This is a genomic window from Lacibacter cauensis, from assembly GCF_007830055.1.
Classification (GTDB): Bacteria; Bacteroidota; Bacteroidia; order Chitinophagales; family Chitinophagaceae; genus Lacibacter; species Lacibacter cauensis.
This window is the reverse complement of record NZ_VLLE01000002.1, coordinates 1,028,013-1,041,373: the sequence shown is the minus strand read 5'-3', so window position 1 is coordinate 1,041,373 and position 13,361 is coordinate 1,028,013. Positions and strand designations below refer to the sequence as shown.

Here is a 13,361-nt window from a genome sequence, read left to right as displayed (position 1 = left end):
AACAATGCAGACCGTTAATCCTAATCGGAGGAGAGTTTAATGTAATAGCTCCTGTACATGCTTTTTAATGTTGGAAGCAATTTTCTCCATGGGCAGATCGTTGGCATCAATCCCAAACGGATCTTCAATTTCTTCGGCCACCAGTTCAAGACTTGCCAGCACATAAAATACAAAGGTTACAACAGGTATTACGTAATAACCCATGCTGAACACAAAGCCGAAGGGCAGCGTCATTACATAGAAAAAGATGAATTTCTTAATAAAGACGCTGTACGAAAAAGGGATGGGTGTGTTTTTAATGCGTTCGCAGGCACCGCAGATATCGGTGAACGAGTGCAGTTCTGCATTCAGCACAATCAACTCATCGCCGGTAATTTTCTCCTGTTTGTGCAAACTGTGCACCCGCTTGAACAATTGTGCCGCTACCTGGTTGGGTATATGTTTACCCTGATCAATACCTGCTATTACATGACCATGATCATCTTCATCGAACAGTGCTGTCTTTGTGCTTTCCTGTTGCAGGTGGTTCAACAGGCTGTATGCATAAAACGCAATACTGCTGCTGAAAAAAGTGCGGTTGGCTTTATCATCCTCTTTTAATATTGCCGCAAGTTTAATGGAAAGGTTGCGACTGTTGTTTACCAAAGCTCCCCAGAGTTTGCGTCCTTCCCACCAGCGGTCGTAAGCAGTATTTGTACGAAACACCAGTAACATAGAAATGGCAAAGCCCAGCAGGCTATGCATGAGCGGTATGTTTTTGAGATGATTGTTTTCTGATAAACGGAACACTTCTACTTCCAGTACGGCAATAATGCCAGAGTAAATGGCCACGCCCAGCAAAAGGGGCGATAGCTTACGTAAGGTATCTGACTTGTGCAGATGGAATAAAAACGTAAACCACTCTTTAGGATTGTAACCGATCATAATAACTGTATAAGACGAAGTTCTTATTTTTTGCGGCCAAACCAATAACCAATGCCTGCACTTACAGTGTGGTAACGCAAGCCGGGTGCATCGTCGGTATTGATCATGTTTCCGAATACGAACGTATAATCAACCAGTAATCGTAAACCGGATGTTGTTTCAAAGCCAAGACCTGTATGCCATGCTGCATCATACTGTCCGTAATGCTGAAAGCCATATTTCAGCTTACCTTCTTGCGGAACACCGGCTCCATCCTGTTTGGTTTGGTTACCCGCAAGACCAAAGCCCAGCGATGGTCCAAGCATTACAAATAAGCTGTTTTCTTTTTTATCAGGATGTTTAAAATCGATTTGCAAAAGAGGCATCAGACGTAATTGCACTTCACTTATTTTGCTGTAAGTGCCTGCAGGCAGTGCATTTGTTTTCATGCCACGATAGTTAAGATCTACCTGTGGAGTAAAAAACAAACGGTTGTCGAAGGGTATTTTCATTTGTACACCTGCATAGCCGCCCGAAAAGCCGGTTGTTTTTGCAGCGGAAAATTTAGAGAATACATGGTTGTAGCCAGCCTTAATACCGTATTCAATTTTACCAAGTGTTTGTGCAGTTGATGCAGCCGAAAGAAATAAGCAGATAGTTGCGGTAAGCAGAAGCGATTTCATTGTTTAATTTTTAGTGATTGCAGCCGGAAGTTTAAAATGCTTCCAGTAAATGAACAAGTCTTTCGAAATCGGATTTGGTATGGAGGGCATTCACAACAACCCTGTTTACAGGATCGTCTTCAGGATTGGGATAGCCGAAGGATGAAATGATTGTGTTGTTTTGCAAAAGATGTTGTGCAATGCCTTTTTTGGCTACAACAAATACAGGCGTTCCTTCATTGGCCACAAATGTATGGTTTGAAGTTAGCTTTTGCAAATATTCGATGTTTTGATGAAGTTTTAGCCGTTGTTGTTGAAACAAATCGCTTGCCTGTGTAAAGGCATAGGCGAGTGCCGGCATAAACGGTGTACTGGTAGCATAGTTTACGTGACGGCGAACTGCGTTTATCCATTTGCGTGAGCCGCAAACAGCTCCGCCATTCATGTGAAATGCTTTTGACAGGGAAAAGTTTAGCAGCAGTTCGATATTGCCGGGCAGCGTAAGCACTGAACGGATGCCCCGGCCATCTTTTCCTAGCCACCCGATTCCATGCGAATCATCAATGATGAGTGTGATAGTGAAACGAGCGGGTGTATTTTTTAAGAAAGAAAAATCGTTGATGTGGCCGGGAGTGATGTACATACTGTCGGCCGCCACAGCAAAGCGGTATTCATTTGCGGCTGCCCGTTGCCGTAAGAACTCTTCCCAGCTTTGATTTTCAGGTATTGGCTGCATCGCTGCCATGGCCGATGAGGCAGGGTGTGTATGCTGGAAGGCATACACCTGCATTTCTTCTGCAACTACTTCCACTGCTGTTCGTGCCGAAAGAAAGCCAGAAGAAACACAGGCTGCGTCTTCGGTTTGTACAAATGCAGCCAACTGTTCTTCCATTCTTGTATAGAGATCGAGCTGTGTATTAGAGATACGTGAGGAAGGATATACCACACCATATAGGTCAATTCCTTTCTTTACCAAATCAGTAAACTCGGGCAACACACCTAAACCAAGATAAGAATAACCGGAAAAAAATAGGTATTCCTTTCCATCGATGATGGTAGTTCGGCCGGGTATGTGTTGTAAAGTGATCATGAATGTTTGTGCTGCATTTGATCGTTAAACTGTTGCGATTGGCCTTTTGCGATTGATAAACTTTGCCAGTCGTTGTTTTTGATCATCCTGCCAATGTAAACAATCTGCCCGATATGATAGGGGTAATGCGACAGTTGTCTGTTCAAAGCATCAATTACTGTTAAGCCTTCGCTGCGGATGGTAATAGTTTTCAACAGATCATCTGCAGTTAATTGCTGCACTGCGTTGATGTAGCAATCCCAGCCTTCGTTCCATCGTTGCAGCAATGTTTCTTTATTCCATTGTTGATCTTCAAATTCTTCATCACGTTTGCGCCATGCTTTCTCGCCATCTTCGGTAAGAAAGTTGGTGAAGCGACTGCGCATATTGCCTGCCACATGCTGCACAATAACTGCAATACTGTTGCTTGCTTCGTTTGGCTGAAAATGAAAATCTGCATCACTTAATTGTGCAAATGTTTTATCGGCCAGTTCTTTGTAACCCAGCGCCCGTTTGATGTAGGAGTTTAAAAAAGTTTCAGCGAATGTCATAGTCAATGGTGAATAGTGAATGGTGAATGTTTTGCACTCTCATTCTTGTTTCTGTTTTGTTTTACTTGTGCCTTTCCGTCGTACTTGCTAATATCCTTCTGCATGATCATCGCCACGGTTGTCGGCCACTGCTTCAATTTTTACAGCAGCAGCATTGCGTGTGATCTTGATTGCTTCAAAGCGACCGATGTTTCCACGTACTACAATTTCGTAGCCCATGGCTTTTAATTTCTCTCTTGTATCTGCAGGAAAATTCTTCTCAACATAAACTACATCGGGCAACCATTGGTGATGGAAGCGTGGTTTCCAAACCGCATCTTCCAGACTTAGATTAAACTCCAGTGTATTCAGCAACACCTGGTACACTTGTGTTGGAATAGTGGTGCCTCCGGGCGAGCCAATCACCAAATAGGGTTTGCCTTCTTTCAAAACAATAGTGGGCGTCATGGAACTGAGCATGCGCTTGTTAGGCGCAATGGCATTGGCTTCTGTACCTAATGCGCCGTACATATTCGGTACACCGGGCTTAATGCTGAAATCGTCCATTTCGTTATTCAATAAAAAGCCTGCATCGCCAACAACAGTTCGGCTGCCATAACCACCGTTGAGTGTGGTTGTAACAGAAACTGCATTGCCGAATTGATCATACACACTTAAGTGCGTAGTCTCTTCACTTTCAGGATTGGCATTGCCATGTGTTGTTGTTTTACTGTTGCCGGGTTTGGTTGCATTATAATCGGCCATGCGTTCCCGTAAGTATTCGGGTGAAGTAAGTTTTTTCACCGGCACTTTTACAAAATCACGGTCGCCCAGAAACTCTGCACGGTCGGCATAAGCTCTGCGTTCAATTTCAACCATTAACTGCACAGCCTGTGGCGAATGAAAACCATATTGTGCAATATTTCTGTTTTCAACCATGCCCATCATTTGCTGAATAAGAATACCACCGCTGCTCACAAGCGGCATTCCGATGATTGTATAGTCCTTGTATTTCGAAACCATGGCTTCACGTTTGGCCGTTTGGTAATTCTTTAAATCTGCCAGCGTAATAAAACCACCACCACGTTTCATTTCTGAAACAATCAACCTGGCCGTTTCACCTTCATAAAAACCTTTCTGTCCAAAATCACGAATACGTTTGAGCGTATTGGCCAATTCTTTTTGAATCAACGTGTCACCTGCTTTCCATCCGCCATATTTAATAAAAGCGTTAGGCTTGCTGCTGTACCGAATAAAATCACCGGCATAATTATTTAAACTGTTGGCTTCGGCTTCAGTAATAACAAAACCTTTTTCAGCTAAGTCGATTGCGGGTTGTATTAATAGTTTAAAAGGAAGCTTTGCGTATTTATGTGTGGAAAATAAACCCGCAACGGTACCGGGTACGCCCGATGCCAAATGTCCGTTCTGGCTCAGGTTCGTTTGTGCATTACCGTCTTTATCGAGATACATATCACGATTTGCAGCAGCAGGTGCTTTCTCCCGATAGTCTAACGCAACGTATTCGTTGTTAGGGGTTGTTGCTACCAAAAAACCTCCGCCGCCAATATTGCCGGCACCAGGATACACAACCGCCAGTGCCAGTTGTGTTGCAATAGCAGCATCGAATGCGTTGCCGCCTTTCTTTAATATTGCAACGCCTACTTTACTTGCAAGAGGGTGGGCGCTAACAACTGCTCCATTTGCTACTTCTGCTTTTTTGGTAATGCTGTACTGGTAAGGATTATACTGTGCTTCCGTTGTTAAAGTAATAAACAACAAAAGCATTGCTGCGAATGATCTCATGCCCGAAATTTTACCGAAATTAATTTTTTCGGCTGAAAGCAACCTATCTTGGCAGTTAATAAAGTTGTGATAAGTGGCAAGCCGCCACTAAACACCATGCTTACATTTGCAACATATTTTTACGTTATGAGAAAAATTCTTTCCCTGATTCTTTTACTTGCTTTGGTTGGGCAGGCCTCTGCACAATTGCAAAGTCCTGAGCAGTTTCTTGGTTACAAAATCGGAACCCGTTACACGCCGCATTGGAAAATTGTCAGCTATTTCCAGCATGTGGCTGCCAATGCACCTAAAACAGTTAAACTTCAGCAGTATGGCCAAACCAACGAAGGTCGTCCGCTGATGGTTGCTTTTATTTCTTCGGAAGAAAACATGAACAACCTTGAAGCCATCCGTGCCAACAACCTGCGGTTAGCTAATCTCAGCAGAGATAAAGCGGCACCAAACGAAAATGCAGCACCGATTGTTTGGTTAAGCTACAATGTACACGGTAACGAAACATCGAGCAGCGAAGCAGCATTGATGACGGTGTGGGCACTGGTTGATCCGGCCAATACAAAAATAAAAGAGTGGTTAAAGAATACCGTGGTGGTGATGGATCCCTGCATCAATCCGGATGGCCGTGACCGTTATGTAAACTGGTTTAATTCGGTTGTAGGTGTTAAGGCTACGCCACGTATGGATACTCGTGAACACCGTGATCCATGGCCGGGTGGCAGAAGTAACCATTATAATTTCGATTTAAACCGTGACTGGGCCTGGCAAACACAGGTTGAAAGTCAGCAACGTTTGAAATTATACAATCAATGGATGCCGCAGATACATGTCGATTATCATGAGCAAGGCATTAACGAACCTTACTACTTTGCGCCGGCAGCAGAACCTTACCACGAAATAATTACACAATGGCAAAGAGATTTTCAAACAACGATCGGTAAGAGCCATGCAAAATATTTTGATGCAAATGGCTGGTTATACTTCACCAAACTTCGTTTCGATTTATTCTATCCTTCTTACGGCGATACATATCCTACCTACAATGGTGCAATTGGTATGACGTATGAGCAGGGTGGTGGCCCGGCAGGTGGTGCAACTGCTTTAACCGAAGAAGGCGATACACTTACCTTGTACGATCGTGCAATCCATCATTTTACAACAGGAATGAGCACCATCGAAATTGCATCCATCAATGCATCGAAACTCATTACTGAATACCGTAAGTTTTTTAACAGGGCTGTAAGCGGCGGTTTTGGTGAGTATAAAACCTATATCATCAAAAACAATCCGAAAGATGCCGATCGCTTGCAGGCATTGTTGCAATTGCTGGAAAAGAATGGTATTGAGTATGGCACAGCTACTGGAAACGGCAAAGGCTATAATTACTTTACTGCCAAAGAAGAAAGTTTTTCTGTCGCCAATGGTGATGTTGTGGTGAGTGCATTTCAACCACGCTCTGCCATGGTGCAGGCATTGCTGGAACCAAAATCGAAACTCAGCGATTCTGCAACCTATGATATTACCGCATGGAGTTTGCCGTATGCATACGGGTTACAGGCTTTTGCAACGAAAGACCGTATTAACCCAACTGCATATCAAAAACCTGCGGCTGTTGTAAATACTACAGGTGATGTATATGCGTATGTCATTAAATGGGAAGGTTTGCAAAGTGCTAAAACAACCGGCCAGTTATTGCAAAAAGGTATTACGCTTCGATACAGCGAAGTGCCCTTTGAAGTAAATGGACAGAAATTCGATCGTGGATCTGTTATTGTAATGAAGACGAGTAATCAGGCTTTCGGGGCAGATTTATGGAAACATGTTGTTGATGCTGCAAATGCGAACAATGTAAAACTCTATCCTGTAACAACAGGCTTTGTTGATAATGGTGGCGATTTTGGTAGCGATTTGGTAACACCTTTTAAAATGAAACGTGTTGTATTGCTTACAGGCGAAGGCGTAAGCAGCCTTGGTGCAGGTGAAATCTGGCATTTCTTTGATAAGCAACTCGAGTATCCTGTATCGCTGGTATATGCCAACGATTTCAGCCGTATCGATTGGGCAAAAACAGATGTCATCATTATGCCCGATGGTAACTATCGTTTCATGAGCGATAAATCATCAACAGACGAATTGAAAGAGTGGGTAAGCAAAGGAGGTAAAGTAATTGCACTTGAGTCTGCAGTTGCAGCATTTGCACGTTTAGATTGGGGATTGAAATCGAAAAAGGCAGAAGGGGATAATAGTAAAGATCCTTACCAGGCATTGGCATCTTACGAAAACCGTGAGCGTGATTTTGTAAGCACGATGACGCCAGGCTCTATTTACAAAGTACAATTGGATAACACGCATCCGTTGGCATTTGGATATCCTGAATATTACTACACGTTAAAAATGGATGATAATATTTACGAGTTCATGAATGGCAATGGCTGGAATGTTGGTGTGCTGAAAAAAGAAAATCAGCTTGCAGGTTTTGTGGGCAGCAAATTGCAAAACCGTTTGAAAGATGGTTTGCTCTTTGGCGCACAAAACATTGGCCGTGGTTCGGTTATTTATTTAACTGATGATATTATGTTCCGCAACTTCTGGGAAAACGGTAAGTTGATGCTGTGTAATGCAGTGTTCTTCTAAGCCGTTTTTATCTCCATAACGAAAACCCTGAAAGATCTTCTTTCAGGGTTTTTTGTTGCGCAAAACGGAAACTAATACCCAATAGTTTTCCACATTTCTGCAAGTTGTTGAGAGTTTGTGCGGTTTTTTGCAGCTAATTTGTATATTGAACTTCAAACCAAAACTGTGCTTAAAAAAGAACGACACGCCTTCATCATGCATCAGCTAAACCTGCACAACAAGGTTTTGTCGAACGATTTGTGCCAGATCATGGAAGTGTCGGAAGATACGATTCGCAGAGACCTGCAGGAGCTTTCAGCTGCAGAGAAATTAATAAAAGTGCATGGCGGTGCATTGTCGCTTTCCTTCAGCGAAGTTCAGTTTTCAAGCGATCATTTATACTCTCCCGAAAAAAAACGCATCATTGCAGAAAAGGCAGTTTCATTAGTAGAGAACGGAATGTTTGTTTTAACCGGTGGAGGTACAACCATTGTTGAAATGGCAAAAGTGTTACCACCGCAGTTGCGTGCAACATTTATGACCGGCAGTATTCCTGCTGTAAATGAATACCTGAAACATCCATCGATAGATGTCGTGATGATTGGCGATAAAATTTTGAAAGACTCAAAGATCACCTGTGGTTCCGAAGCCATCAGTAAAATACGGCAGTTGAATGCCGATATCTGTTTTTTAGGTATCAATGCCATTGACAGTAAAAGCGGCGTAACAGAAAACGATTGGGAAGTGGCCAACCTGAAACGGGAAATGATCGAAGCATCAAAAAAAGTAGTGTGTTTGAGCATTTCCGAAAAGCTCAACAGTTCGCAACCCTTACGGATCTGTGGTCTCGACAAAATCACACATCTGATTACCGAATTACCACCCGATGATAAACGATTAAGCGATTACCACAAAGCTGGGGTAATTGTTTTGTAACATTTTTGTATTCTTAAACAACCAAAATAAAACTGGATCATGAGAAAACTGTTGAAATGCAAAGACAAGCTGTTATTGCTGTTTTTCTGGTTGCCCTTATTGGTTTTGGGTCAGGATAAAACGATAACAGGAACTGTTCTTTCCGAAGAGAACACACCGCTACCAGGTGCTACAGTTTCGGTAAGAGGTACAAACCGCTCTGTAACCACAAACGCCTCCGGTGTGTTTACGATTAGTGCAGCAAGCGGCGCAACATTAGTGGTAAGCTATATTGGCTACGAGGAACAAACTGTTCGTGTTGGTACCAGCGCTACTATTACTGTTACATTGCGAGCATCTAAAGCCAGTTTAGGTGAAGTGGTTGTAACAGCCTACGGTATCCGAAGAGAAAAGAAATCGCTCGGTTATTCTACACAGGTGGTTGATGGTGATGATATCGCAGGTACCCGTCGTGAAAACTTTGTCAACTCTCTTGCAGGCCGTGTTGCCGGTGCAACAATAACACCTTCTTCTGGTGTGCCGGGCGCATCATCACAGATCGTATTGCGTGGTGCTACTTCCATCGGAGGTAATAACCAACCGCTGTTTGTAGTTGATGGTGTTCCTTACGATAACCAGACATTGAATCAGGAGAACCTTGTTGGCGGTTCGGTTTCGTTTGCAAACAGAAACTCCGATTATGGTAACCGTGCAATGGATATTAATCCTGATGATATTGAAAACGTAACCATTCTAAAAGGCCCGGAAGCAACTGCTCTTTATGGTGCAGATGGTGCATCGGGTGCAATTGTAATTACCACAAAGAAGGGAAAGTCGGGTAAAGCATCAGTATCATACGATAATTCTTTCCGTGTTGAAAATGTATATCGTTTTCCTGAAGTACAAAAAGTATATGGTTTAGGTAACAATGGTATATATGATCCGAACTTTACAACCAATCCTTTTTCGGTATTGGGAAGTTCTACCGGTGCAGGTATTCCTGCAGCCTTTGGTCCAAAGCTGCAGACTGGGTTAAAAACGTTTGATAATGCCGAAAACTTTTTCCGCAACGGATTTACACAACAACATAATATTAATGTTGAAGGAGGAAGTGATGTAGCGACGTATCGTTTTTCAACCAATTACACCAACCAGCAAGGTGTTGTTCCCAACACTGGTTTCGAGAGGATTACTGCACGTTTAATGGGTTCTACAAAAATTGGTAACAAATTACGGTTATCAACCAGTATGAACTATGTAAGCAGCACTACCGATAAAGCGAGTAAAGGAGCAGGGGGCTATTTACTTACATTGTTAACATGGCCTGTAACTTCAGACGTCCGCAATTTTCAAAAGCCGGATGGAACAAAAATCCCATTACGCAATATCACCAATCTTAACCTGGAATATGATAATCCTATGTGGGATGTATACAAGAATCCGGGTATGGACAAAGTGGATCGATTAACTGGTAATCTGAACCTTTCGTACGATGTTACAAGCTGGTTAAACCTGGGTGCGGTTACAGGTATAGACTATTATACCCAATACGGTACACTGGCTGTTCATCCGCTTTCACGTTTTGGTTTGGCAGGTAACGGATTCTATTCGCTTTACCAGCAAACTACACGCAACTTCAGTAATACACTGAAAGCCACTGCAACTAAAAAGTTCGGCGATTTCAGTAACTCCTTTACTGCAGGTTTTTATATGGAGAACAACTACACCAAAATTGAATCGCAAAAAGGGGAACGTTTTTATGAGCGTGATTTCCTGGGTATCAATAATACCGATCCTCTTTCTCGTGATGCACGTACTGCTATCAACAACATCCGCAAAGTACGTTTCTTCGGTAACTATATTCTGGGCTATAAATTTGTTTACTTATCATTGGCAGGCAGCCGTGAAGGTTCATCAACGTTTATGTCGAGTGTGGTTGATAAAGATCCATTCTTTAACTATGGTTCTTCTTCATTAAGTTTCGTGCTTTCCGATATTAAAGGCGTAAAAGAAGCGTTGCCCTGGCTTAATCTTGCCAAAGGCCGTATTTCGTATGCAACAACAGGTAAAAGTCCTTCTTTACCATACATCATCGACTATCGTTTCACCAGCCAGGTTACTACAGGTGGTGGTTTTGCTTACGATGTTACCGGTAACAACTTTGATCTCGTTCCTGAACGTTCAAATAACCTCGAGTATGGTGCAGAGTTGTCGATGTTTAAAGGTCGTGTGCGTTTGGATGTGGCACGTTACCAATTGCTGAGCAAAAACCAGATTCTTGCTGCACGTGCATCGTACGGTACCGGTTTTGTAATAAAATGGTTTAATGGTGGTGAAGTAGAAAACAAAGGTATTGAAGTGCAGCTTGCAGGTACGCCGGTTGAAACAAAAGACTTCCGTTGGGAAACGATCTTCAACTTCGATCGTAACGTAGGCACTGTGAAAACAATGCCTGCAGGATTACCCACTTATTACGATTCTGATACATGGGTATTTGGTAATCTGCGTTCGCAGTATTTCCCTGGTGCAAAAATTGGTAACATGGCAGCAAACACTGTGGCCCGTAATAATGCTGGCCAGGTGTTGATCAGTCCAACAACAGGGTTGCCTGTTCGTGATAATGATTTTAAAACAGTAGGAGACCGTCAGCCTCAGTTTAAATTAGGTTGGGTAAATAATATTCGTTACAAGCAGTTCGATTTATCTTTTAATATCGATTTCAGAAAAGGTGGTGATGTGTTTAATGCAACAGAATATTTTCTTTACTTAACCGGTTACAGTGTTAAAACACTCGACCGTGAAACGCCACGTGTAATTGAAGGTGTATTGCAGGATGGTTTGGAAAATACAGCTAATCCTACAAAGAATACAATTGCAGTTACACCAATGTACAATTCATCGTTCTACTCAAGCACAACAGCTGCAACAGAAGAAGATTTTGTTGAAAATGTAAGCTGGGCACGTTTGCGTGATGTTACATTGCGTTACACGCTACCTGCACGCATGCTTTCGGGAGTGAAATTTATTAAATCAGCATCGGTATACTTTACAGGAACAGATTTACTGATGATTACGAATTACAGCGGTGCCGATCCTGCAGTTAACGCAAACACTGCTTCAAACCGTGGCTTTGGCGGTGCCGGTATTGATTATGGTGCATTAAGTATTCCACGTGGTTTCAACTTTGGTTGCGCTATTAAATTTTAAATTCTATGAACATGAAAAAGAAACTTCTTCATATACTGCTTCTTTCGGCTGTGTTGATTAACGCAACAAGCTGTAAGAAATATCTCGACATCAACTCCGATCCGGATACTCCGCAACAGCCCGATGTATCGTCTGTATTTCCGGCTATGTTAGCTGCCATACCAAGAGGTACGCAGTACGATGCACGTTACGTATCAAAATACATTCAGAATTTTGCGCAGAATGCTGCGGGAAATGCATGGGATGTTCATGGTCATCAAAACTATCCCAACCCGTCGGATGTAGGCGGCGATATCTGGCGTCAGTGTTATTATGGTTTAGGCGCAAACCTGAATTACATTATTGATAATGGTAAACGCAAAGGGCAGTGGGACTATGTTGGTGCTGCTTATGCGTTAAAGGCAATGATTTTCCAGATGTGTACCGATGAGTATGGTGAAATTATTTACACAGAAGCATTTAAGGAAAATACATCGATGTTTAAATACGACGATCAGCAGGTTGTATACAAAGGCATCGATTCATTATGTAAGCTCGCTTTATTTTACCTGCAACGTACTGATCTGAGTCCGTCGAATTCTTTGTTGGTAAGAGGCGATTACATTTATGATGGCAGCAATGCAAAATGGATCAAGTTTGTAAATGGTCTGCTTGCAAAAAACTTTCACCGTATGACCAACAAGTCGTCGTACATGGCTGATTCGGTGATTTATTATGTTGATCGTTCGTTTGCAAATACACAAGATGATTTTGTGGTGCCGTTTGATGCAACCAAAAATGACGACTCAAACTTCTTTGGTACTTATCGTGATAACCTGAGTTCTTTCCGTCAAACGAAAATGATTGTTCAGTTACTCGACGGCACAACGTTTACCGGAAGTACTGCTGGAATTAACCGAGATCCCCGTTTACGTCATATGCTTTGCGCTTCGAACGATACTACAAACGGTAACGGAGGTTATTACGCATTGGAGCCAGGCCTTGCCGATCCGAATACACTCAATAAACGTGTAGCAGCACCGTTTGGCGATTCGTTGTACGCAAATCCAAGTGCAAGTCGTTTCGACCCTTCACGTGGTAAATACCTGTTTCGTGATAAAGCCGTATCGCCTGTTATGACGTACAGTGAACTGCAATTCATGAAAGCGGAAGCTGCTTACAGAAAAGCCGGTGGTCCGGATGCGACTGCTTACCAGGCTTACCTGAACGGTATTAACGGTCATTTCGATTTTATTAACCGTGCTGTTTATCCAAGAAGTAATGTGCCTATTTATAACACAACCATTATTTCTGCAGCACAGCGTACCGCATATCTTGCAAGTGGGAACGTAAAGCAAAATGCTGCTGCACTTACGCTTACTGATATCATGCTGCAAAAATATATTGCATTGTGGGGTTGGGGCTTTACCGAAACATGGGTGGATATGCGTCGTTATCATTATACCGATCTTGATCCTGTTACAGGTCAACCTGTTTACAAAGGATTTATTGTACCAACAGCTATACCTGCAACAAATAACGGTAAACTGGCAACACGTATAAGGCCACGTTATAATTCCGAGTATGTATGGAATCTGGATGAGTTGATCCGTATAGGAGGAACAGCAGCAGATTATCATACAAAAGAAATGTGGTTCAGCTTACCTTAATTTTTAAACTATT

Annotated in this window: 9 protein-coding genes; 4 read left to right on the top strand and 5 right to left on the bottom strand. The window is 42.6% G+C overall.

From position 1 onward, the window contains the following. Positions 1 to 36: 36 nt before the first annotated feature. From IQ13_RS04265 to ggt, 5 genes are all read right to left on the bottom strand, one after another. Positions 37 to 924: a bestrophin family protein gene (locus tag IQ13_RS04265; protein WP_144884805.1), complete on the bottom strand. Its 888-nt coding sequence runs from the start codon at positions 922 to 924 to the stop codon at positions 37 to 39. Between the two features lie 23 nt (positions 925 to 947). Further along, positions 948 to 1,586, bottom strand: a complete 639-nt coding sequence (locus tag IQ13_RS04260; RefSeq protein WP_144884804.1) for a porin family protein — start codon at positions 1,584 to 1,586, stop codon at positions 948 to 950. Between the two features lie 31 nt (positions 1,587 to 1,617). Beyond that, positions 1,618 to 2,655 (bottom strand): aminotransferase class I/II-fold pyridoxal phosphate-dependent enzyme, encoded by a 1,038-nt coding sequence (locus IQ13_RS04255; protein WP_144884803.1) that lies wholly within the window; start codon positions 2,653 to 2,655, stop codon positions 1,618 to 1,620. Beyond that, positions 2,652 to 3,185: a DUF1572 family protein gene (locus IQ13_RS04250; RefSeq protein WP_144884802.1), complete on the bottom strand. Its 534-nt coding sequence runs from the start codon at positions 3,183 to 3,185 to the stop codon at positions 2,652 to 2,654. The genes IQ13_RS04255 and IQ13_RS04250 overlap by 4 nt, the downstream gene beginning before the upstream one ends. Before the next feature lie 87 nt (positions 3,186 to 3,272). Further along, the gene (gene ggt / locus IQ13_RS04245; protein WP_144884801.1) at positions 3,273 to 4,970 is read right to left on the bottom strand and encodes a gamma-glutamyltransferase; all 1,698 of its coding nucleotides are present in this window, start codon (positions 4,968 to 4,970) and stop codon (positions 3,273 to 3,275) included. A gap of 126 nt (positions 4,971 to 5,096) precedes the next feature. On the opposite strand from ggt, the gene IQ13_RS04240 reads away from it, so the two are divergent. From IQ13_RS04240 to IQ13_RS04225, 4 genes are all read left to right on the top strand, one after another. Further along, complete coding sequence (locus tag IQ13_RS04240; RefSeq protein WP_144884800.1) at positions 5,097 to 7,598, top strand: M14 metallopeptidase family protein; 2,502 nt, start codon at positions 5,097 to 5,099, stop codon at positions 7,596 to 7,598. Between the two features lie 117 nt (positions 7,599 to 7,715). Continuing rightward, a complete protein-coding gene (locus IQ13_RS04235; RefSeq protein WP_374728385.1) occupies positions 7,716 to 8,513 on the top strand; it encodes a DeoR/GlpR family DNA-binding transcription regulator in 798 nt (265 codons plus the stop codon). A 39-nt stretch (positions 8,514 to 8,552) separates the two neighbouring features. Beyond that, positions 8,553 to 11,699, top strand: coding sequence for a SusC/RagA family TonB-linked outer membrane protein (locus IQ13_RS04230; protein ID WP_144884798.1), 3,147 nt, complete (start codon positions 8,553 to 8,555; stop codon positions 11,697 to 11,699). Between the two features lie 11 nt (positions 11,700 to 11,710). Then, the gene (locus IQ13_RS04225) at positions 11,711 to 13,348 is read left to right on the top strand and encodes a SusD/RagB family nutrient-binding outer membrane lipoprotein (RefSeq protein ID WP_158637301.1); all 1,638 of its coding nucleotides are present in this window, start codon (positions 11,711 to 11,713) and stop codon (positions 13,346 to 13,348) included. Positions 13,349 to 13,361: the final 13 nt, after the last annotated feature.